Source organism: Streptomyces sp. NBC_00414 (assembly GCF_036038375.1).
Classification (GTDB): domain Bacteria; phylum Actinomycetota; class Actinomycetes; order Streptomycetales; family Streptomycetaceae; genus Streptomyces.
This window is the reverse complement of record NZ_CP107935.1, coordinates 9,790,707-9,811,376: the sequence shown is the minus strand read 5'-3', so window position 1 is coordinate 9,811,376 and position 20,670 is coordinate 9,790,707. Positions and strand designations below refer to the sequence as shown.

At 70.5% G+C, this 20,670-nt stretch carries 20 protein-coding genes; 11 read left to right on the top strand and 9 right to left on the bottom strand.

Annotation, left to right across the window (positions count from 1 at the left end):
* Positions 1-76 precede the first annotated feature (76 nt).
* Together OHS59_RS41980 and OHS59_RS41975 are read right to left on the bottom strand one after the other, a co-directional pair.
* Positions 77-1,855, bottom strand: coding sequence for a thiamine pyrophosphate-binding protein (locus tag OHS59_RS41980; RefSeq protein ID WP_328498582.1), 1,779 nt, complete (start codon positions 1,853-1,855; stop codon positions 77-79).
* Positions 1,852-3,402: an aldehyde dehydrogenase family protein gene (locus OHS59_RS41975; protein ID WP_328498581.1), complete on the bottom strand. Its 1,551-nt coding sequence runs from the start codon at positions 3,400-3,402 to the stop codon at positions 1,852-1,854. Before OHS59_RS41975 ends, OHS59_RS41980 begins: the two co-directional genes overlap by 4 nt.
* A gap of 129 nt (positions 3,403-3,531) precedes the next feature.
* On the opposite strand from OHS59_RS41975, the gene OHS59_RS41970 reads away from it, so the two are divergent.
* The 8 genes from OHS59_RS41970 to OHS59_RS41935 all read left to right on the top strand — a co-directional run bounded on the left by OHS59_RS41970 (position 3,532) and on the right by OHS59_RS41935 (position 12,498).
* Entirely contained in the window at positions 3,532-4,317 is a 786-nt protein-coding gene (locus tag OHS59_RS41970) for an IclR family transcriptional regulator (RefSeq protein WP_328498580.1), read from the top strand.
* 91 nt (positions 4,318-4,408) lie between these two features.
* Positions 4,409-5,611, top strand: coding sequence for a CaiB/BaiF CoA transferase family protein (locus OHS59_RS41965; RefSeq protein ID WP_328498579.1), 1,203 nt, complete (start codon positions 4,409-4,411; stop codon positions 5,609-5,611).
* On the top strand, positions 5,608-6,621 hold the full coding sequence (locus OHS59_RS41960) for a citryl-CoA lyase (RefSeq protein WP_328498578.1): 1,014 nt from the start codon (positions 5,608-5,610) through the stop codon (positions 6,619-6,621). Before OHS59_RS41965 ends, OHS59_RS41960 begins: the two co-directional genes overlap by 4 nt.
* Before the next feature lie 152 nt (positions 6,622-6,773).
* Positions 6,774-8,957 carry an outer membrane protein assembly factor BamB family protein gene (locus OHS59_RS41955; RefSeq protein ID WP_328498577.1) on the top strand — a complete coding sequence of 728 codons (2,184 nt, stop codon included), beginning with the start codon at positions 6,774-6,776 and terminating at the stop codon, positions 8,955-8,957.
* Positions 8,958-9,025: 68 nt separating this feature from the next.
* The gene (locus OHS59_RS41950; protein ID WP_328499569.1) at positions 9,026-10,024 is read left to right on the top strand and encodes a ThuA domain-containing protein; all 999 of its coding nucleotides are present in this window, start codon (positions 9,026-9,028) and stop codon (positions 10,022-10,024) included.
* Positions 10,025-10,103: 79 nt separating this feature from the next.
* Positions 10,104-11,297, top strand: a complete 1,194-nt coding sequence (locus tag OHS59_RS41945; RefSeq protein ID WP_328498576.1) for an acyl-CoA dehydrogenase family protein — start codon at positions 10,104-10,106, stop codon at positions 11,295-11,297.
* Positions 11,298-11,386: 89 nt separating this feature from the next.
* Positions 11,387-11,890, top strand: coding sequence for a GNAT family N-acetyltransferase (locus tag OHS59_RS41940; protein WP_328498575.1), 504 nt, complete (start codon positions 11,387-11,389; stop codon positions 11,888-11,890).
* A 98-nt stretch (positions 11,891-11,988) separates the two neighbouring features.
* Positions 11,989-12,498, top strand: coding sequence for an SRPBCC family protein (locus tag OHS59_RS41935; protein ID WP_328498574.1), 510 nt, complete (start codon positions 11,989-11,991; stop codon positions 12,496-12,498).
* 29 nt (positions 12,499-12,527) lie between these two features.
* Here the strand turns inward: OHS59_RS41935 and OHS59_RS41930 are convergent, their stop codons facing one another.
* Together OHS59_RS41930 and OHS59_RS41925 are read right to left on the bottom strand one after the other, a co-directional pair.
* Positions 12,528-13,289, bottom strand: a complete 762-nt coding sequence (locus OHS59_RS41930; RefSeq protein WP_328498573.1) for a PIG-L family deacetylase — start codon at positions 13,287-13,289, stop codon at positions 12,528-12,530.
* A gap of 6 nt (positions 13,290-13,295) precedes the next feature.
* On the bottom strand, positions 13,296-13,832 hold the full coding sequence (locus OHS59_RS41925) for a DUF6328 family protein (RefSeq protein ID WP_328498572.1): 537 nt from the start codon (positions 13,830-13,832) through the stop codon (positions 13,296-13,298).
* A gap of 274 nt (positions 13,833-14,106) precedes the next feature.
* Here OHS59_RS41925 and OHS59_RS41920 point away from each other — a divergent pair, with 274 nt between their 5' ends.
* A complete protein-coding gene (locus OHS59_RS41920; protein WP_328498571.1) occupies positions 14,107-14,532 on the top strand; it encodes an SRPBCC family protein in 426 nt (141 codons plus the stop codon).
* A 41-nt stretch (positions 14,533-14,573) separates the two neighbouring features.
* Here the strand turns inward: OHS59_RS41920 and OHS59_RS41915 are convergent, their stop codons facing one another.
* The gene (locus OHS59_RS41915; RefSeq protein ID WP_328498570.1) at positions 14,574-15,647 is read right to left on the bottom strand and encodes an alkene reductase; all 1,074 of its coding nucleotides are present in this window, start codon (positions 15,645-15,647) and stop codon (positions 14,574-14,576) included.
* Between the two features lie 125 nt (positions 15,648-15,772).
* Here OHS59_RS41915 and OHS59_RS41910 point away from each other — a divergent pair, with 125 nt between their 5' ends.
* A complete protein-coding gene (locus OHS59_RS41910; protein ID WP_328498569.1) occupies positions 15,773-16,153 on the top strand; it encodes a MerR family transcriptional regulator in 381 nt (126 codons plus the stop codon).
* A gap of 193 nt (positions 16,154-16,346) precedes the next feature.
* Here OHS59_RS41910 and OHS59_RS41905 read toward each other — a convergent pair whose 3' ends face one another.
* On the bottom strand, positions 16,347-17,228 hold the full coding sequence (locus OHS59_RS41905) for an alpha/beta hydrolase family protein (RefSeq protein ID WP_328498568.1): 882 nt from the start codon (positions 17,226-17,228) through the stop codon (positions 16,347-16,349).
* A gap of 293 nt (positions 17,229-17,521) precedes the next feature.
* On the opposite strand from OHS59_RS41905, the gene OHS59_RS41900 reads away from it, so the two are divergent.
* Positions 17,522-18,112, top strand: a complete 591-nt coding sequence (locus OHS59_RS41900) for a TetR/AcrR family transcriptional regulator (protein ID WP_328498567.1) — start codon at positions 17,522-17,524, stop codon at positions 18,110-18,112.
* A gap of 67 nt (positions 18,113-18,179) precedes the next feature.
* Here the strand turns inward: OHS59_RS41900 and OHS59_RS41895 are convergent, their stop codons facing one another.
* The 3 genes from OHS59_RS41895 to OHS59_RS41885 all read right to left on the bottom strand — a co-directional run bounded on the left by OHS59_RS41895 (position 18,180) and on the right by OHS59_RS41885 (position 20,570).
* Positions 18,180-19,190: an ArsR/SmtB family transcription factor gene (locus tag OHS59_RS41895; protein WP_328498566.1), complete on the bottom strand. Its 1,011-nt coding sequence runs from the start codon at positions 19,188-19,190 to the stop codon at positions 18,180-18,182.
* A 156-nt stretch (positions 19,191-19,346) separates the two neighbouring features.
* Positions 19,347-20,114 carry a peptidoglycan recognition protein family protein gene (locus OHS59_RS41890; protein WP_328498565.1) on the bottom strand — a complete coding sequence of 256 codons (768 nt, stop codon included), beginning with the start codon at positions 20,112-20,114 and terminating at the stop codon, positions 19,347-19,349.
* A gap of 90 nt (positions 20,115-20,204) precedes the next feature.
* Positions 20,205-20,570, bottom strand: a complete 366-nt coding sequence (locus OHS59_RS41885; RefSeq protein WP_328498564.1) for a peptidoglycan-binding domain-containing protein — start codon at positions 20,568-20,570, stop codon at positions 20,205-20,207.
* Positions 20,571-20,670: the final 100 nt, after the last annotated feature.

Genomic DNA, 20,670 nt, shown 5'->3' with positions numbered 1-20,670 from the left:
CTGGCGTGGAGCGAGGCGGGTGCGGACCGGGGCGGGTGCGGACCGGGGCGGGGCGTTCAGTCAGTGAGGCGGTCGGTCAGTCGGCGAAGGACCCGCGGTAGATGTCCTTGATGTTCCAGTGGCCCGGCGTCGGCACGGGTTCGTTGACCATCGGTACGTCGATGACGGCGGGCCGTCGCCGGGCGACCGCGTCGGCGAGGGCCTTGGCCAGGTCGGCGGGAGCGCCGACGGTGTATCCGTCGGCGCCGCAGGACTGCCCGAAGGCCGCGAAGTCCGGGCTGTAGGGCCGGCCTTCGGCGTCGGTGAACTCGCAGCCGTAGGACCGGCCGAACGACGAGGCCTGGAGGTCGGCGATGGTGCCGTGGGCCCGGTTGTTCATCACCACGAAGATGACGGGCAGGCCCTGTTCGACGGCCATCGGCACCGCGGGCAGCTGCGCGCTCATCCCGCCGTCGCCGATGAGTGCGACCACCACGCGGTCCGGCCGGGCCAGTTGCACCCCGACCGCGGCGGCCGGGCCGAAGCCCATGGTCGAGGCTCCGCCGGGGGTGATGAAGCGCCCGCCGTCGGGGAGTTCGTAGCACTGGGCCACGCCGTTCTTGTTCCAGCCGACGTCGGTGACGAGCACGGCGTCGTCGGGCAGCGCGTCGCGCAGATCGGCGAGGATGCGCTGGGGCCGCAGGGGGAAGTTGTCGCTGCGGCCGTCCTCGCGGGCGGTGTCGAAGACGGCCCGCCGGGCGGCGGCGACGGTCTCGCGCAGCCCCTCTCTCACGACGGGCTCGGGCCTGGTGGCCCGTACGGCCTCGCCGATGGCCCGTACCGCGTCCCCGACATCCGCGACGGCGCCGATCTCGACGGGATAGTTGCGGCCGATCTCGGTCGGGTCGATGTCGATCTGGATGAGCCTGCTGGGCGGGGCGTGCGTGTCACCGGGCGGTCCGTGCCTGTCACCGAAGGTCCAGGTGTACGCCGGGTCCCACGAGCTGGCGTCGGTCTCCGCGAACCGGGTGGCCAGCGCGAGGACCACATCGGCGCCCCTGGTGTACGCGTGGGTGGTCTCCAGCCCCCAGAAGCCGGGCATACCGAGAAGCAGCGGGTGGCTGTCGGGCAGGACACCCTTGCCCATCAGTGAGTGCGCGAGCGGGATGTCGAGGTGCTCGGCGAGGACGGAAAGGGCCTGGCGGGCGGCCGGTTTGCGCAGTCCGCCGCCGAAGTAGATCAGCGGGCGTTCGGCGGCCAGCAGTGTGCGGGCGATGCGCTCGGCGGTGTCCCGGTCGAGACCGGGGAGCGCGGCGCCCTTGGGCAGCGGGTACGCGTCGGCGTACTCCTCGACCTGCCGGTTGAACAGGTCCATCGGGATGTTGACGAGGACGGCGCCGGGCCGCCCGGAGGTCGCGGTCCAGAAGGCGCGCTCGGTCGTACGGGCCAGATCCTGGACGCGGTGCACATGCCAGGCGCGCTTGGTGATGGGCCGGTAGATGGCCGTCTGGTCGGCGTCCGCGTGGAGGTTGACCTCCTGGTGCGGGTGGCGGCCGGCGTAGTAGGAGGGGATGTCGCCGGAGATGACGATCAGCGGGATCGAGTCGAGGGCGGCGGTGGCCACTCCGGTGACCGCGTTCATCATGCCGGGGCCGACGTGGGTGAGCAGGACGCCCGGTTTCCCGGAGGCTCGGGCGTAACCGTCGGCGGCGTGCGCGGCGGCCTGCTCGTGGCGGGCGATCACGAAGTGGATCGGGCTGGGGCCGAGCGCGTCCAGCAGGGCGATGTTGGTGTGGCCGCAGGTGCCGAAGACGTACTCGACGCCGTACGACTCCAGCTGGGCGACCAAAGCTTCGGCGGCGGTCACGGCGGTCATGCGTCGGCCTCCCCGTCGGTGGCGGTCGTATCGGATGGGGGCGCATCGGATGAGGGCGTGTCGAGGGAGTTCGCGTCGCCCCAGACGGACAGGCCGCGGAGCATGAGGGTCTTGACGACCGTGTAGTCGTCGATCATCGAGCGGGGTGTCTCGCGGCCGAAGCCGGAGTCCTTGACCCCGCCGAAGGGGATGTGGTCGAGGCGGTGATTGGAGCTGCCGCCGACGATCAGCGCACCGGTCTCCAGTTCGCGCCAGGCCGTAATGACGCGGCCCAGATCACGGGTGAACAGCCCTGCCTGCAGGCCGTAGCGGCCGGCGTTGCACGTGTCGACGACCGCGCCGAAGTCGTCGTACGGGAGCACCGCGACCAGCGCCCCGAAGACCTCGTCGACCACGACCGAGGAGTCCGGTGCGGGGTCCGCCACGACGGTGGGCGCCGCGGTGGCGCCGTCGCGGGTGCCGCCGCGCAGCACGCGGGCGCCGGAGGCGACGGCCTCGGCCGACCAGCGGACCACGCGTTCGGCGGCCTCCTCGTCGACCATCGAGCCCACGTCGGTGGCCGGGTCGAGCGGGTCGCCGACCTTGAGGGTGTCGACGGCGGCGGTGAAGGCGTCGAGGAAGGCGTCGTAGCGGGAGCGGTGGACGTAGACGCGCTGGACGGAGATGCAGCTCTGGCCGGAGTTGCTGTATCCGGTGCGGGCGCATTCCCTCGCGGCCTGCCCGATGTCGGCGTCCTCGCAGACGATCGTGGCGGCGTTGCCGCCCAGTTCGAGGACCAGGCGTTTGGGTCCGGCCGCACGGGCGACGGCCCGGCCGGTCGCCGCGCCGCCGGTGAAGCTGATGACGGCCACCTCGTCGGCCGCGCACAGCAGTGCGCCCACCTCGCCGCCGCCGTGCAGCAACTGCACGCCCTGCGGGGGCATTCCGGCTTCCAGGAGGAGTGCCACGATCGCCGCGCTGGAGGCCGGTGCCTGGGGTGGGGCCTTGACGAGTGTGGTGTTGCCCGCGGCGAAGGAGGCGCCGAGTTTGTGGGCGAGGAGGTTCGCGGGAGCGTTGAAGGGGGTGATGGCGAGGGCGACCCCGGCCGGTGCGCGATAGGTGAAGGCGGTGTTGCCGACGCCGCGGGCCCAGCCCGCGACGGGCAGGGTCTCGCCGCCGATGCGGCGTGCCTCCGCCGCGCACACGGCGAAGGTGTCCGCGACCCGGTCGATCTCGCCGAGCCCGTCCTTGACCGGTTTGCCCAGTTCCAGGGCGAGGAGGCGGGCCAGCCCCTCGCGGTGGGCGGAGGCGGCGCGGGATGCTCGGTCCAGGACGTCGGCGCGCAGTGCGGGGGCGAGCCCGGCGACCGTGCGGGCCGAGGAGCGGGCGAAGGCGAGGGCGCGGAAGATCTCGTCCCCGGTCGCGGTGGCTGTCCGGCTGACGACTCGGCGCAGATACGGGCCTGTTCGGGTCGATGCCGGTCCGCTGCCACCCCATTGGCCGGCGACGTAGGGCGGCGCTTCGGCCACCGCCGCGTCCAGGCCGGCCTTGAGAAGGGAATCGAGCATGAGATCTCCCAGGAAACCGCTGAGTGGTACTGGTGGACTGCTCTGTGGGTCGGCGTGTAACGTACGGGCGCCAACTCGCGGTGGCAAGAGGGCCGTTCGAGGAAGTTTCGAAGCAGAGGGGGAAGGCGCGTGAGCGGGACCGACCATGAGCGGGCGGCGGGCGAGGCGACCGGGGTGCGGAGCGTACGCAGGGCTCTGGACATCCTGGGGCTGCTGACCGAGGATCAGCCGACGGTCACGCTGAGGGAGATCGTCGACGCCACCGGTCTGGCCAAGACCACGGTGGTCCGCATGGTGCAGACCCTTGAGCAGTGCGGTCTGCTCTGGGACACCCCGGCCGGATACACGGCGGGTCCCGGCCTGTGGCGCTGGGCGCACCTCGCGCAGACCAGCTGGGAACTGCCCCGCGAGACACGCAAGTTGATGCGGGACCTGGCCGAGGAGCAGCAGGAGACGGTCAATCTCTTCATGCTGCGCGGCCTGTCCCGCGTCTGTGTGGCCCAGCAGGAGAGCCCGCAGCCCCTGCGTCATGTCGTGCGGGTCGGCGACGAACTCCCCCTGTGGGCGGGGGCCTCGTCGAAGATCCTTCTTCGTACGGCTCCCGACGCCCTGCTGCGCCGGATCGCGGCGGGTTCACCGCACGGTGAGGGGCATGCCAGGCAGTTGCGGGTGTGGGCGGACCTGGCGGCGGAGCGGGGTTTCGCGGTCAGCCGGGGCGAGCGCGACGAAGGACTGACGGCCGTGGCCGTGCCCGTCGTCGGCCGCAGCGGGGCCGTGGTCGCCTCTCTCTCGCTCAGCGGGCCCAGCCACCGCTTCCCCGAGTCCGTCGTCGAGCGGTTCGCCACGGCGCTCGCCGAGGTCGCCCGGCAGATGTCGGAGCAGGGCTTCGACCACCCGCTCAGCCCGACGAAGTGAACCGTCGACCCGCAAGGACCTCTCGAAGCGCAGGAACCGCAGGAACCGCTCGAACCGCTGGAACCGCTGGAACCGCAGAAGGAGCCGGTGCATGCCCGAACGACCGCTCTCAGGAATCCGCGTACTCGATCTCACCAATGTGCTCGCAGGGCCGTACTGCAGTTACCACCTCATGCTCCTCGGCGCCGAGGTCGTCAAGGTCGAACAGCCGGGCAGGGGCGATCTCGCGCGGAGTCTGGGACCTGATCCCGAGCTGAACCGGGCCGGTATCGGCGCCTCGTTCCTCGCCCAGAACGCCGGCAAGCAATCACTCGTACTCGACCTGAAGGACCCCGGCGACCGGGCCGACTTCGAGGAACTGCTGAGCGGCGCGGACGTCCTCCTGGAGAACTTCCGGGCGGGAGTGCTGGCACGGATGGGGTACGGGGCCGACCGGCTGCGGGAGTTGAATCCGCGCCTGGTCAGCTGTGCGATCACCGGCTTCGGGCAGTCGGGGCCGATGAGCGCCGCTCCCGCGTACGACCAGATCATCCAGGGGCTGTCGGGGATGATGAGCATCACGGGCACCACCGACACGGCCCCGCTCAGAGTGGGCTTCCCGGTGTGCGACTCATTGGGCGGGCTCGGGGCTGCTCTGGCGATCAGCGCGGCCCTGGTCGGACGGGAGAGGACCGGGCAAGGCGCCCGGCTGGACCTCTCGATGCTGGAGGTCTCCCTCTCCGCGATGGGCTGGGCCGTCTCCAACTACCTGGTCAGCGGGGTGGATCCGGAGCCGATGGGTGACCAGAACGCCACCGCGGCGCCTTCGGGGACCTTCGAGACCGCCGACGGGGGCCTGAACATCGCGGCCAACCGGCAGGAGCAGTTCGTCACGCTCTGCCGTCTCGCCGGGCTGCCACAGCTGGTCGAGGATCCCAGGTTCGCCGAGCGCGAGGCACGGAAACTGCACCGCGCGGAACTCAACTCCGAACTCAACGCGGCACTGCGCCGGAAGACCGCCCTGGAGTGGGAGGCCACGCTGTCCGCGGCCGGGGTCCCGGCGGCCCGCGTGCTGACCGTCCCCGAGGCCGTCGAGCTGGAACAGCTGGAGCACCGCGGCTTCTTCACGGATCTGCCCTATCCGGACGGCTCCGGCCGCACGCTGCGGGTCAGCGGCAACGGCGTGCTCGTGGACGGTGAAGCCCTCCCGCCGGAGGCCCCGCCCCCGCTGCTCGACCAGCACGGCGAGGGGCGGGAGCGGCTGATCGCCCGCTGGCGGGCGCACCGCCACGCCGCCGGGGCCCGGGCGTCATGACGACCGGGCCGGACGATGTGCCGACGGCCGGACCCCACGAGCCCCCGACGGACGGACGGCACGACCTTCCGACGGCCGGTTCGCGGGGCAGCCTGACAGCCGGTTCACAGGACGGCCTGACAGCCGGTTCGCAAGACGGCGCGACAGCCGGTTCACAGGACGGCCTGGCAGTCGCTTCGCAAGACGGTCCGGCAGCCGGCTCGCAGGACGGTCTCGTCGCGCAGTGGTGGGCCACCGCGGTCAGCCGGGTCGAACCCGGCATCATCGAACTGCGCGAGCACCCGGTACAGGACCTGATCGGCCACGCGACCTTCGTCGACACGATCTGGCTGCTGCTTCGCGGCGAACTCCCCCGTGCCGAGCAGGCCCGGCTCCTGGAGGCGGCCCTGGTGGCCGGCGTCGACCACGGACCGCAGGCCCCTTCCATCGCCGCCGCCCGAATGGCCGCCACCTGCGGAGTGGGGCTCAACAGCGCCATGGCCACCGGTGTGAACATGCTCGGTGATGTGCACGGCGGGGCCGGTCAGCAGTGTGTGCAGTTGCTGGGCGAGATCGTCGAACGGCACGGTCAGGGAAGGGGGTTCGACCTCGCCGTCGCGGAGGTCGTCGGTGAGTGGCAGAGCCGTTCGCGCTATCTGCCCGGCTTCGGCCATCGCTTCCACCCCCGCGATCCGCGCCGCGACCCACTGCTCTCCCTGGTGGACCGGGCCGTGGCGGACGGTCTGGTGGAGGGCGCCCACCTGCGGGCGGCCCGTACGGTGGAGGAGTTGCTCAACCGGGGGCGCGAGGGTAAGAAGCCGGTTCCCATGAACATCGACGGCGCCACCGCCGTCATCTACGCCGAACTGGGCTTCGCCGCACCGCTCGCCCGCGGCCTGTTCGTACTCAGCCGCAGTGTCGGCATCCTGGCGCACGCCTGGGAGGAGACCGGGCAGGGGCGGCGCAACAAGAGCCCCATGCCGCCATCCATGGTGCCGGTCCACCTGGTGGCACCAACAGCGCGCCCGTAGCGCCCTGTTGACCCTCATGGCCCGAAAATCCCTGTCACGTGTCTTGTCATGGACGCACTGCCGTCTCTAACGTGACCTCCCATCACACGAACCCATTCTGCGGCTCGTACGAACCATCTAGCGGACCTTGATCGAATCGAGGGAACTCGGCGATGGAAAGACGGACCTTCCTCCTGACGGCCGCGGCGGGCAGCGCGGCCGGCGTCTCCACCCTGGCGTCCACCGCGGAAGCGGCCTCCGGCAGCGCCCCGAGCGGCGCGGCGAACGCGTCCCCCGGCCTCGCGCTCCCGGTGCCCCCGCAGTCGGCCGCGCTGGGCACCACCGGCGCCGACTGGCCCAAGGTGGGCGGCAACCACGGCAACCAGAACCACTCCACACTCCAGGACATCACCCCGCGGAACATCAAGCGGCTCGGCGGCGCCTGGCACGTCAACCTGGAGGGCGGCTCCACCGGCGCGTACCAGCAGTGCACGATCGTCGTGCAGAACGGTGTGCTGTACGTCGAGACCACCCAGCAGAACGTCTTCGCGATCGACGGCAGGACCGGTGAGGTGATCTGGCGGACGAGCCTCGGCACCGAGACCACCAACATGCGCGGCGTCGCCGTCGCCGAGGGCAAGGTCTTCACCATCTCCGGCGCCAACATCGTGTACGCCCTCGACAAGAAGACCGGCGCGATCGTCTGGCAGAAACCACTGATCGTCGACGACAACGGCGGCGACGACGGCTGCGACAACGACAGCGGTCAGTGCGGCGGCAACAGCGGCGGCCTCGCGGGCGCGGTCGTGCACTGGGACGGCCTGGTCTACATCGGCACGGAGGGCTCGACCGCCGGGGCCCGCGGACGCGGGTACGCGCTCGACGCCAAGACCGGCGACGTCCGGTGGACCTTCTGGGGCCCGCCCGGCCCCGGGGAGTACGGACATGACACCTGGGAGGGCGACTCCTGGAAGACCGGTGGCGCGGTCCCGTGGATACACCCGGCCGTCGACCCCGAACTCGGCCTGGTCTACTGGACGTTCGGCAACCCTTATCCCCGTACGGACGGATCCTCGCGCGGCGGCGACAACCTCTTCGCCAACTCGATCGTCGCCATCGACGCCAAGACCGGCAAGCGGCGCTGGCACTTCCAGTCCGTCCACCACGACATCTGGGACGCCGACAACGTCATGGCGCCGGTGCTCGCCGACCTCATCGTCGACGGCAGGAAGCGCAAGGTCGTCGTCTACGGCTCGAAGACCTGCTGGTACTACATCCTCGACCGCCGCACGGGTGAGGCCGTGCACGGCATGGAGGAGCGGCCGGTCCCCCAGCACACCCTGCAGAAGACCTCACCGACCCAGCCGTTCCCCGGCGGCGAGCCGTTCGTGTCCCCGTATCCGGAGCTGGACAAGACGACCCGGCCGGTGCCCTTCTATCCGACCGGCGGCCTGTACGAGGTCTTCTGGGACCGGGCCACCATCATCTTCCCCGGCGCGGGCGGCGGCGCCGACTGGGGTTTCCCCTCCTTCAGCCCGAGGACCGGATACGTCTATGTCGGCTACGGGCTCGTCAACTCCTCCTACTCCAACACCCGCGGCGGCCGGGTCAACACGGCCAGACCCCTCGGCGAACTGTTCGGCGGCGGGCTCGTCGCGATGGACCCCCGCACCAACACGGTCGCCTGGCGCAAGGAGGGCCCCTGGTCGCTGGCCCACGGCAACGGCGTCCTCACCACCGCCGGACGAGTCCTCTTCCAGGGCCGCCCGGACGGCGTGCTCGAAGCGATGGACGACACCGACGGCAGGACTCTGTGGACCTGGCAGTGCGGCGCCGGGGTCAACACCGTCCCTGTCAGTTACGAGATCGACGGCGAGCAGTACATAGCCGTGCTCGCCGGTGGGAACGGGCTCCCCTTCCCCGACATCCCCCGGGGCGACCACCTCTGGGCGTTCAAGCTCGGCGGCGGGGTCGGCCAGGCTCCGGCGCCCACCCCACCCTCCCGCCGCAACCAGATCCGCACCGCCGCCGTGACCGGCGCGGCGGCCCGCAACACCGTCACCCTGGGGCGGGTCTGGAGCGCTGCCACGGGCGCACCCGGCGCGACCGAGAACACGGTCGCCCAGAACGCCATGGCGCCCCAGCACCTGACGGTCCCCGCCGGCACCACCGTCACCTTCACCAATCCCGCCGACAACGCCCAGGCACACGGCGCGGTCGCCTTCTTCGACGCGGAGTTCGACACCGGGCTGCTGATGCCGGGCCAGTCGTACACGTACACCTTCGGCAAGCCCGGGGAGTACTTCTACAACGACCCGGTCTTCCCCCAGTCCACCGGCAAGGTCGTCGTCCGGTGAGAGGGCGAGTGAGAGGGCAGACTGTCATGACGTCCGGGACACGTTCGGCACGTACTGCACGTTTGACGGTGGTCGTCCTGGCCGCCGTCAGCAGCACCCTCCTTGTCGCCCTGGCGGCCTTCTTCGGCCTTCAGTACGAGGCGGCCGGGCGGGGCGAGCGCGGACCGGCGGGAGTCGGAGCCCGAACGACCCAAGGAGCGCAGGGGGCAGAGGAGTTGGGCGATCCGGACTACGGGGTGTGCCGTGGTGCGAGTGCCAGGTGCTACCACGACTGGGGCAACTTCTCCCCGGCCACCGACGGCTATCGGGTGCTTCTCTACACCCGGACCGCGGGACCCCGTCACGCGAACCTCGGTCCCGCACTCGGCGCCGGACTCAACCCGGCGCTCGCCGACACCAACGTCGTACAGAACGCTCTGGTCAAGATGGGCGCCGAACACGACTTCACCGTCGACTGGACCGAGGACGTCACCCAACTCTCCTCGCCCGCAAGGCTCTTCCGGTACAACGCGGTCGTCTTCTACTCGACCAGCCGCGACACCCTCGACGACGCCGCGCAGACCTCCCTGCGCCAGTACATCCGCGGCGGCGGTGGCTTCGCCGGGATCCACAACGCCTTCGGCACGGAGTACAACTGGCCCTGGTACGAAGGCCTGTTGGGCGGCGCCAACTTCTACGACCACGGGCCCGAGCAACGCGGCAGAGTCGACGTACAGAACCGGCGCGACTCCTCCACCTCCGGTCTGCCGGCGCACTGGGACTTCACCGACGAGTGGTACAACCTCGTCCCGGCCCCTTCGAGGGTCCGCGTCCTGGCCACCGTCGACGAGTCCACGCTCGCCGAGGGCGTCACGGGCAACCAGGGGCACCCCGGTCATGGCGGGAACCACCCGGTCGCCTGGTGCCAGTACTACGACGGCGGACGTGCCTGGCTCACCACCCTCGGCCATGACGCCAAGGCCTTCTCGACGGACGGCTCGTACCCCGGCGCCGAACAGTTCCGGAAGCTGATCCTCGGCGGCATCGAGTCCGCCATGGGCAGGAAGCCGTTCTGCCGGGCAGGCTGAACCGCTCCCGCGCGGTGGCGGTTCACCCGTTCGCCGAATTCCCGTGCATCCTGCAAGGAAAGCGTGGAAGAAGGCCGCTATGAGATCTTCCATGGATGACGGGATCGTCGCCGACTTCTACGACTTCGAGGCCGCGCTGTCGGACGAGGAGCGCAAGCTTCTGCTGAAGACGCGAGCCTTCATGCGCGACGAGGTCAAGCCGCTGGTGAACGAGAACTGGGCCGCGGGCACCTTCCCCACCGAGCTGATCACAAGGTTCCGGGAGAGCGGCCTGGTCGGGCTGGCGTACGAGGGCTACGGCGAGCACCGTCCCGCGGTGAGCCACCTGCTGACCGGCATGATGGCACTGGAGATGAGCCGGGTGGACGCGTCCGTCGCCACGTTCTTCGGCGTGCACAGCGGACTGGCCATGTACTCCGTCCACGCCGGCGGCAGCCAGGAGCAGCGGGACCGCTGGCTGCCGGGCATGGCCACCATGGACACGATCGGGGCCTTCGCCCTCACGGAACCGCTCGACGGATCCGACGTGGCGGCCGGTATGGGCACCACCGCCGAGCGGCAGGGCGACACCTGGGTCCTCAACGGCGCCAAGCGCTGGATCGGCAACGCCACCTTCGCCGACCACATCGTGGTCTGGGCGCGGGACCTCGCGGACGACCAGGTCAAGGGATTCATGGTCGCCAAGGGCACGCCGGGCTTCGTCACGGAGAAGATCGCGAACAAGATCTCCCTGCGGATCGTCGAGAACGCGGACATCACGCTGACCGATGTCAGGGTGCCGGAGACCGACCGGCTGCAGAACGTCTCGTCCTTCCGTGACGTCGCGGAGGTCCTGCGCGCCACCCGCAGCGGGGTCGCCTGGCAGGCCCTGGGCGTGATGATCGGCGCGTACGAGCTGGCGCTCGCCTATGCCACCGAGCGCGAGCAGTTCGGCCGGCCGCTCGCCGGTTTCCAGCTCGTACAGGACCTGCTGGTCAAGAGCCTCGGCAACATCACCGCGTGCTGGGGCATGCTGCTGCAGCTCGCGCGGCTGCAGGACTCGGGCGTGTTCAAGGACGAACACTCGTCGCTGGCCAAGGCCCATGTCACGGCACGCATGCGTGAGGTCGTCGGCTGGGCCCGGGAGATCTTCGGCGGCAACGGAATCGTGCTGGACTACGACGTCGCCCGCTTCTTCGCGGACGCGGAGGCCATCTACTCCTTCGAGGGGACCCGGGAGATGAACACGCTCATCGTCGGGAAGGCGGTCACGGGCGAGAGCGCGTTCGTCTGAGACCTGAGGCCTGAGGCCTGAGGCCCTGGGACCTCCTGCTCTGAAGCCTGCTGTGAAGACGGCGATCTCCCGCCTGTAATACTCACCCAATGAACAGGAGCATTACAGGCGGGAGTGGGCCGGTCTCGGTCCGGCGGGCCGTCGCGCGGGACGCCAAACGGCTCACGCGGCTCGTACGCGGCTCACGCGCCTACGAGGGCCAGTACGCGGCCATGGTGGCGGGCTACCGGGTCGGCCCCGACTACATCGAGACCCACCGCGTCTTCGTGGCCGTCGCCGCCATGAACGGACACGAGAGCCAGGTTCTCGGGTTCTACTCGCTCGTCCTCGCCCCGCCGGAGCTCGACCTGATGTTCGTCTCCGACCAGGCGCAGGGGCGTGGGGTCGGACGGCTGCTCGTCGCACACATGAAGTCCGAGGCCCGCGCGGCAGGGCTCGACCGTGTCCGCGTGGTGTCGCATCCGCCCGCCGAGGGCTTCTACCGCAGCGTGGGCGCGGTGCACGTAGGGACCGCGTCGGCGACCCCGCCGGCCGTGGTCTGGGACCGGCCCGAGCTGGAGTTCCATATCTCCGCCGACCGCTCCGGAACCTGACTCTCCGACGCGCCCGCCATCGGCGAACGAGCCCCGAGTACGCTCCTTACTTACCAGTAGACTCGCCAGTAGCTTCTGCGCCCAGGGAGAGAGTGCCCATGCCCCGCACGTTCACCGTCGCTCGTAGCATCCTGGTCGAGGCAGCACCGTCAACGGTGTACGACCAGGTCAGCCGGCTCTCACAGATGGGCCGCTGGAGCCCGGAGAACCTCGGCGCGACGATCCCGGGCGGGGACGCGCCCGCTCATGTCGGCATGGTCTTCGAGGGACACAACAAGCGTCGCGGTTTTCGCTGGACGACCCGCTGCACGGTCACCGCGGCGGATCCCGGCAGCCGCTTCGCCTTCCGCGTCCACGCGATCGGACTCAGGCGTCCGCGCCTCAAGGCGCCCATCGCCACGTGGGAGTACCGGTTCGAGGCGGAGGGCGGCGGCACGCGGGTGACGGAGACCTGGACCGACGACCGGCGCTCCTGGCCCACACTCGTGGCGAACGCCTTCGACCGCGTGGCCACCGGCGGCAAGACCTTCGCCGTCTTCCAGGTCGGCAACATGGACAGAACCCTGCACAACCTCAAACGAGAACTCGAAGCACCGTCACACTCCTGACAACCGCCCGCCGCCACTCCGCGTCCGGTTCAGGTCGTCAGTTCTGTCCGCGGGGCCGCGGTGGAGCAGGGGTCGTGGCGGATGTACCACTCGGTGGAGAGCAGCCGCGCCCGGTCGGCCGCCGAGAGTCCGGCGATCAGCGCCGGGACCGCTCCCCTTTCCACCTCGGTGCGGTGAGCCAGTACAGCGGCCACCTTCTGCTCCAGCCAGGGGCCGACGTCGACGGTCGCGGTGATCCACTCGTCCGGCACGCTGCGCATCGTCCTGCCCCTGGGGGCCAGGTGTCCGCCCCACACCCGGAGCGCCGAGTACGGGTGCGTGGCCAGGTACAGGGCGCTCGGCCGCCAGGGCTCGCCCGCGTCCGGGTAGAGCCGCTCCAGGCCGGCCGCCTGGACGGCGAGCATCGTCACTCGGTGGGTGTGGACATGGTCCGGATGGCCGGTCAACCCGCCGTAGGCGTCATGGGTGACCACGACCTCCGGGCGGAACTCCCGCAGATGCGCGACCAGTTCACCCACCGCCCCGTCGAGTGGCGCGTCACAGAACCGGACCCTGCCGGGTGCCGACCGGGGGACACGGGCGTCGGCGTGGCCGAGCAGCCGTGGAGTGCCGGCGCCGAGGATTCGGAGCGCTTCCGCGAGTTCCGCGGCACGCCTGGTGCCGGGAGCCCAGGTCGCGGTGACGACCGCGACGCGAGCACCCGCCGCGGCGTGCCGTGCGAGCGTTCCGCCCGCTGACAGGGACTCGTCGTCCGGGTGGGCGAACACCGCGAGCACACTCGGTGCGGTCATGTGGCCTCAGGCGGCATCGTCGCGTGTCGAGCGGCGGCGCAGCCAGAGGGGTAGTGCGTACCAGCACAGGGCGAAGTACAGCATCACCCCGGCGACGAGGAACTCCGCTATCAGCCCCGGCAGAACCACGCGCAGGATGAGCAGCAGGGTCGAGCCGATGGTGAGGGCGAGCAGGACCATTCCGAACATCATCAGCCGGTGGGCGGTCTCCACCAGCTCGTCCTTCATCCGCTGGCCGGACAGGAAGCGGTGGATCGAGACCGGGGCGATGAGGGACCCGGTGGCCGCCGCTCCGAGGACGACGGTGACGACGTAGATCGTCCGGTCGATGGTCCCGAGGTCCTTGAACCCGGGGGTGAAGGCCACGCTGAGCAGGAAGCCGAAGAGGATCTGTACGCCGGTCTGGGCGACCCGGGTCTCCTGGAGGATCTCGTTCCAGCGCCGGTTCGCCTGCTCTCTCGGTGCCTCCGGTTCCACCTGGTCCCCCAGGGCGTCCCTGGGGGCGGAGGGGATCGTCGGGGCGGATGGGTCCGTCACGGCCATGAGGTCCTCCACAGGTGGTGTGCGACTGGTGTGCGGTACGTCGGGGCAGCCCGACACCCCGCCCGGATACCCCGCATGGCCTGCGCCAAGCCCGGCCGTCCGCAGGGCAGTTGGGGCAATTCGGGCAGTGGCGGCGGGCACGGCGCCGGGTGCACCGCTCGGGCGGCCGAGGAACGGGCCGGGCGCCCGCCGCGTGTGGGAGGAGAGTGCGCGGGTAGCCGGGCCCTGCTGATCCATCCGGATCCGCGCCGAACCGACCACGAAAGGTGGCTCCGTGTCCGCATCACTGGTGGAGACCGTCGACATCCAAGCCCCTGTTTCCGTCACATGGGCCCTGTGGAGCGATGTGACGAGGTGGCCGTCCTTCCTCAGCCACGTACGACTCGTGGAGCCCCTGGACGAACGACGTTTCGCCTGGCAGCTGTCCCTGCCCGGCGCGGACAAGAACTTCGTCGCCGAACTGGCCGAGGTGGTCCCCGAGGAGCGGATCGCCTGGCACACCGTCGAGGGCGTCCACCACGCGGGGGTCGTCACGTTCCACCGCCTCAGCGAGACGTCGAGCCGCGTCACGCTGCAGATCGAGTACGACCCGAAGGGTTTCGTCGAGCGCCTGGGCGCCCTGACCAACCTGGACTCGGCGCTCGCCAACTACGACCTCGGCGAGTTCCAGAAGCTCGCCGAGACCGCCGCGTCGGCCTGACCACTCCGCCCGTCGGTGTCAGGCGCTGTGCCCCGCCGGTGTCAGGCGCTGTACTGGTGCGCCGGGTAGGTCAGGTATCCGGCGTCGCCGCCCTGGTAGAAGGTCGCCTCGTCGACGGGGGCGATGGGAACTCCGGTGCGCAGGCGTTCCACCAGGTCGGGGTTGGCGAGGAAGGCGCGGCCGAAGCTGATGAGGTCCGCGCCCAGGCCGAGCCAGTGATCGGCGTCCGACCGGCCGGTCTGCTTGGGACCCATGGGCATGACCGGGTTCATGACGAGGGTGCCGGGCCAGGCGCGGCGGAGCGCCACCAGCACCTCTTCGTCCGTGGTCGCCTCGATGTGCACGTACGCCACCTCCAGCCGCGCCAACTCCGCGAGCAGAGCGGTGTACAGCTCCGTGACCTCCGCCTCCTCCACGCCCCAGAAGGTCCCGCCCGGGGATAGCCGGATGCCGGTGCGCGCCGCGCCGACGGCCTCGACGGTCGCGGACACCGCCTCGACGGCGAACCTGATCCGGTGCGCCACGGAGCCTCCGTACACATCGGTACGCAGGTTGGCGTTGGTGGAGAGGAACTGCGAGATCAGGTATCCGTTGGCGCCGTGCAGTTCCACGCCGTCGAATCCCGCGTCCACGGCCCGGCGAGCCGCGTCGCCGTAGGAACGGGCGTGTTCCGGCACTTCCGAGGTCTCCAGTGCGCGGGGCGCGGGGGCGGGCTGGGGCCCCGTCGGCGTGAACACGTCGCCGACGGCGGCCACGGCCGACGGGCCGACCGGCTGCGAGCCCATGGTGTCGGGGTGCGAGACGCGCCCGCCGTGCATGAGCTGGGCGAAGATCCGTCCGCCGTTGGCGTGCACGGCGTCCGTCACCTGCTGCCAGGACGCCTGCTGCTCATCGGTGTGCAGACCCGGAGTGCCGGGGTTGGACTGCCCGATCAGGCTCGGCTGGACCCCTTCCGTCACGATCAGCCCGGCGCTCGCGCGCTGGGCGTAGTAGGTCGCCATCGACGGCGTGGCCAGACCTCCGGCAGCGGCCCTCACCCGGGTCATGGGGGCCATCACCACTCGGTTGGGCAGCGTCAGGGAACCGAGCTCATAACGCTGGAACAGGCTCGTCACGTAAGACTCCTTAGCGATCCGTGGCCCGGCTGCCGGGCACAACGGTTACGCTAAAACCTGACATTGACGTCAGAGGCAAGGTCTGTGGCGCAGATAACAGCGCACGTATCAGCGGGGAGCAGGGCATGCGTATCGGGGAGTTGGCGGAACGGGCCGGTGTCAGCGTCAGGTCGTTGCGCTACTACGAGGAACAGGCACTGCTCACCAGCACCCGCAGTGCCAGTGGGCAGCGGCAGTACACGGAGTACGAGGTCGAGCGTGTCAGGTTCATCCAGCGGCTCTACGCGGCCGGCCTGTCGAGCCGGACCATCGCCGCACTGCTCCCCTGCGTCGACTCGCCCAGCGAGGAGAACTCGGACGCCGCCCTCGACCGCATGGCCGAGGAGCGCGACCGGCTCACCGCGCACATCGCTGATCTCGTCCAGACCCGCGACGCCCTCGACCGGCTGATGACCTCGGCGCGGGCATACCGCGACCAGCTCCAGACAGCCGCGACCTGCGTCTGACGACACCGGCGCACGGCCGACAATCCGTCCCAGGCCGGTGACTGCGACAGCGACGACGACAGCGACTGCCACTGCGACAGCGAGAGTGACGGCGCCGGGTGTGGCGCCGACGCGCGACCACCGCCCGGCAGCGCCGCGGTCGCGGTCGCGGTCGCGGTCATAGTCCCAACGGCAGCCGCAGCCGCGCGGAACGTCACTTGGATTCGATCCGGCCCAATGGAGCGGCGCTCTCCGCGAGTTCCTTCTGCACGGCCGTCCAGCTGTCGTCCTCGATGCCGAGCGCCTGGCGGAGGTAGGCCCAGGTGACCTGCTGGAGCAGGGCTACTCGCTCGGGGTTCTCGTCCGTCGTCTCCCGGACCTCGTACCCGGCGATCCCGCCGAGCGAGTGTTCCGCCCCGAACAGGGTGAGCAGACTCTTGTCACCGGGGCTCAGGAAGTACGGGTCGGCAAGCCACTCCGGCCCCCGGACGGACAGCGGGGAGTCGTCCCGGTCCCCGACGACGACGAGGGCCGGCGCGGTCATGTTCTCGAAACTCGGGTTCATGAACGGGAAGTGCTCGGCCGCGAACGGAGTCAGGTCGGCTCCGCCCTTCCCTGCCGTGGCGAGCAGTACGCCCGCCTTGATCCGCGCGTCGGACAGGTCCTCTTCCTCCTTGCTCACCGGATCCAGGACCCGCAGGCCCAGCAGGTTGCCGGCCGTCTGACCGCCGAAGGAGTGTCCGGCCGCGGCGATGCGGGTCCGGTCGAGACGACCACCGAGACCGGGTACGGCGGCTTCCAGCACATCGAGCCCGTCGAGAACCCGTTTCATGTCCTCGACGCGGAAACGCCAGATCCGCGGCGTACGGGGATCGTCCTGGGCGAGGCCCACCCTCCGTGAGTCGAGGTGGGTCGGCTGGACGACCACGAAGCCCCGAGCGGCCCAGAAGTCGGCCAGAGGACCGTAGCCGTGCAGCGACGACCCGAAGCCGTGCGAGAGGACGATGATCGGCAGGCCGTCCCCGGTCACCGGCGCGGAGACCTTCACCCGCAGGTCCTCGCCACGGCCGGGCGCTTCCAGCACCACAGGATTCACCGAGACGACGGGGGTGGGTGCGGCGACGGTGACGTCCGTCGGCGCCTCGCTCGACGCGGTTGACGCAGGGGTCGATGCAGGGGTTGACGCAGGGGTTGAATCGGCTGATGCAGGCACGGGGATTTTCCTTTTCCGACTGTCCGAGGCGACGACGGGGTCCGGCTGGAACGCGGCCTCCCCGATCTGCCATCATGGAGAAACGGGACACTGTCCCGCATTGGTCCCGAACATACGGGACACTGTCCCGTTTAGTAAAGCGGGCAGGGAAGGCCGACGGCGAAAGAGACGGTGCGGTGAGCGGAGACGACCAGGGCGCGGGACGTACGACCCCGGCCCGGCCCAAACGGGCGGACGCGCGACGCAACGAGGAGGTCCTGCTCGACTCGGCCGCCGCCGTCTTCGTCGCATCGGGCGTGGAGGCGCCGATTCGCGACATCGCCGCCAAGGCCGGCGTCGGTACGGCCACGATCTACCGCCACTTCCCGACCCGGGCGGATCTCATCGTCGCCGTCTACCGGCACCAGGTGGAGGCCCTGGCCGAGGCCGGCCCCGCGCTACTGGCGTCCGCCGCGAATCCGTATGCCGCACTGGCGCAGTGGATCGACCTCTTCGTCGACTTCGTGGTCACCAAGCAAGGGCTCGCCTCAGTGCTGCAGTCCGACGACCCCTGCTTCGACCCCCTGCACTCCTACTTCCTCGAACGCCTCGTGCCCGTGTGCGCCGACCTGCTCGAAGCCTCGGCCGAGTCGGGGGAGATTCGCGGCGGCATGGACCCGTACGAACTCATGCGTGGCGTCGGCGGGCTGTGCGCGGGCGCCGGCAGCAACCCCCGCTACGACGCACGCCGGATGGTGGAGATCCTCATCGCGGGTCTGCGCCGGTGACCCTGAGCCCGCACGGATCCCTACGGCCGGTTCCGCCGGTGCCTGCCCCTTCGGTCCGCAGCTGTCCTCAGCTGTCCTGCATCGAGGTGCTGCGGTCCTGGTCGGGGAGGCGCAGGAGCGCCGCTCCGAGCGGGGTGAGGGTGTGCAGGACCGTGTTCGCGTGACGGTGGCTGGCGATGAGTCCCGAGTCGCGCAGCACGGCGGTGTGGTGGCTGGCGTTGGCCGCGGAGACCGATACGGCGCGGGCGATCTCGGAGTTGGTCGCGCCGTACGTCACCGCGCACAGGATCGCCGCACGGGTGCGGCCGAGCAGCGCCGACAACGGCGTGTCGGGCGAGCGGGGCGGGGCCGTGGGGCCGGTCGGCGCCAGCGGGTAGAGCAGCACGGGCGGCAGATCGGGGTCGGCGAAGGAGACGGGCTTCTGCCAGCAGAAGTACGAGGGGATCAGGAGCAGGCCGCGTCCGCCGAGGTGCAGGTCACGATCGACACCGCCCACGTACTCGACCTCCAGCACGGGGGCTCTCCAGCGCATTGCGGGCCCCAGTCCCCCGAGCAGTCTCTCCGCTCCGCCGTGCAGCAGATCGCGGCCTCGGCGGGCGCACTCGGCGTCGATGCGGGCCTGCATGCGGTCGCCGAACGGAGCGATGACGGCCTCGTGGTACTTGCGCAGCGCCGTGACCAGTTCCGGACGGACGTCGTTGTCCGCCAGGCGGTACATGCCCGTCGGGACTTTCCTGACCTGTGCCAGCAGACCGATCTCGTGCCTGACCCGGGCCGGCGGGGTGCCGAGGATGGCGTCGAGGCCACTGCTCAGTCCGTGGCCCGCCTCGGCCGGGGTGAGGAAGTCGGGGAAGTACGTCGCACGTGGGAACAGTGGAATGAGCAGGGTGCGTACGGCGACGCCCAGTTGCCGCGTGGCGATGGCCGCACGGGCCTCGCGGTGCCAGGAGGCGTAGGCCCAGCGTCCGAGCTGGGACTGTAAGCGGTGCAGGCTGGCGGCGATCTCCCATAAGGGGTCGGGGCGGGCGGCGAGCCGGGTTCTGGAGAGATCCTCGGTCGTGAAATGAATGCGCAGCACGGTTCCCCCATGCGTGATTCCTGCCCGATGTGGCAGAGAATGCCGCGCCGCCCCCACGAAGACAATGACTGGGACGGATCGCCCTTCGCGTGCACGCACAGAACACACGCACAGAACGCTCGCACGCACAGAACCGGCTCCCGGTGCGCGCGGCCGTCACCCCTGGATCAGGGCGGCGACTTCCGCGCGTATGGCGGGCATGTCGGCGAGGACGGTGCCGGGACAGTCGGTGGCCGCCCAGTGACTGTGGCCGCCGATGGCGGGCGCGGCACGGCTGACTCCACTGACCGGATTGCGGTAGAGCACCTTTCCCAGGGGCGCGATGGCATGGCGCTCGGCCAGTCCGGCCAGGAGCTGGACGAGTGCGGTGCGGGTGGCGGCCGAGGGTGGTGTGTTCGTGAACGTGCCCAGGAGGGCGATGCCGACGTTCCCGGTGTTGTGGCCGAGGACGTGCGCGCCGGTGACGAGCCGTCCCTCCGGGTCATGTGCCGCCGTGCCGTCGGTACCGGACCAACGCCCCTCGTACACCAGGCCGTTCCTGTCGATCAGAAAGTGGTAGCCGATGTCGCCGTAGCCCTTGCCGACCGTGTCGTTGCGGTAGATCGCGCGTACCACCGCCGCCGGGTCCGGATCGGTGCTCCCGTCGTCGGTGTGGTGCACGGTGAGGGTCTGCACCGGGTAGTACTCCGGCGGCCAGGTCTCCGTACCGTCGGCGGTGTACCGAAGGGTTTCGTCCGCGCCCCAGTCCCCGCGCGACAGCAGGGTGTACGCGGCCGACGCGGCAGCCGCCGACGAAGACATGGGGGGTACGGCGCCGAGGGTGGCGGCGACCCCGAGGGCGCCCAGGAAGACGCGTCGGGACACCGGGAGTTCTGTGCGGGCCGGGCTCGGGGAGCGTGCGGAGTTCGGGTCCGGTGCCGTCATCGCGCGGTTCCTCCTGGGGTGTTCGGGCCCGGCGAAGCTGCCCGCCCCGTCGGACAGGGGGCGGGCGGCTTCGTGGACAACGGCATTCCGTTACAGGGCGCAGGCGGGCTTGGGACTGTAGAGGCGGGACCAGGTGCTGGGTCCCACGATGCCGTCGGCACCGCCCGTCGTGCCGTTACAGGTCTGCACCCAGTAGATGCCCTGCGCGGTGGCCGGGCCGTAGTCCCCGTCCACTTCGAGCCAGGTGGGGTACGCGCTGTACACGTTGATGAGGCACTGCACCTGACGCACCGCGTTGCCCTCGTCGTCGGGCCGGACCGTGGGCCGCGCGGTGTCGGAGATGTAGTTGCAGTAGGGCTCGGCTGCGGCGGCACTCGCGGAGGGTGCGCCCGCGAGGGATCCTCCGACGGCCAGTACGACGGTGCTGCCCAGGAGGGCTAGGCGATGGGTGCGCATGATGTCTCTCCCGGAGTGTGTGGGTGCCGTGATGGAAGCAAGAGTGCGTGGGAACACGACCGTCGGTCCACGAGATTCGAACAGGCCGAAAGAAGGCAGG

Excerpts from the sequence above, each read along its gene's own strand:
- OHS59_RS41980 (WP_328498582.1), bottom strand. The coding sequence starts at position 1,855 with ATGACCGCCGTGACCGCCGCCGAAGCTTTGGTCGCCCAGCTGGAGTCG.
- OHS59_RS41885 (WP_328498564.1), bottom strand. The coding sequence starts at position 20,570 with ATGCGCACCCATCGCCTAGCCCTCCTGGGCAGCACCGTCGTACTGGCC.
- OHS59_RS41945 (WP_328498576.1), top strand. The coding sequence starts at position 10,104 with ATGAGATCTTCCATGGATGACGGGATCGTCGCCGACTTCTACGACTTC.
- OHS59_RS41955 (WP_328498577.1), top strand. The coding sequence starts at position 6,774 with ATGGAAAGACGGACCTTCCTCCTGACGGCCGCGGCGGGCAGCGCGGCC.
- OHS59_RS41960 (WP_328498578.1), top strand. The coding sequence starts at position 5,608 with ATGACGACCGGGCCGGACGATGTGCCGACGGCCGGACCCCACGAGCCC.
- OHS59_RS41890 (WP_328498565.1), bottom strand. The coding sequence starts at position 20,114 with ATGACGGCACCGGACCCGAACTCCGCACGCTCCCCGAGCCCGGCCCGC.
- OHS59_RS41930 (WP_328498573.1), bottom strand. The coding sequence starts at position 13,289 with ATGACCGCACCGAGTGTGCTCGCGGTGTTCGCCCACCCGGACGACGAG.
- OHS59_RS41940 (WP_328498575.1), top strand. The coding sequence starts at position 11,387 with ATGAACAGGAGCATTACAGGCGGGAGTGGGCCGGTCTCGGTCCGGCGG.
- OHS59_RS41910 (WP_328498569.1), top strand. The coding sequence starts at position 15,773 with ATGCGTATCGGGGAGTTGGCGGAACGGGCCGGTGTCAGCGTCAGGTCG.
- OHS59_RS41965 (WP_328498579.1), top strand. The coding sequence starts at position 4,409 with ATGCCCGAACGACCGCTCTCAGGAATCCGCGTACTCGATCTCACCAAT.
- OHS59_RS41935 (WP_328498574.1), top strand. The coding sequence starts at position 11,989 with ATGCCCCGCACGTTCACCGTCGCTCGTAGCATCCTGGTCGAGGCAGCA.
- OHS59_RS41925 (WP_328498572.1), bottom strand. The coding sequence starts at position 13,832 with ATGGCCGTGACGGACCCATCCGCCCCGACGATCCCCTCCGCCCCCAGG.
- OHS59_RS41975 (WP_328498581.1), bottom strand. The coding sequence starts at position 3,402 with ATGCTCGATTCCCTTCTCAAGGCCGGCCTGGACGCGGCGGTGGCCGAA.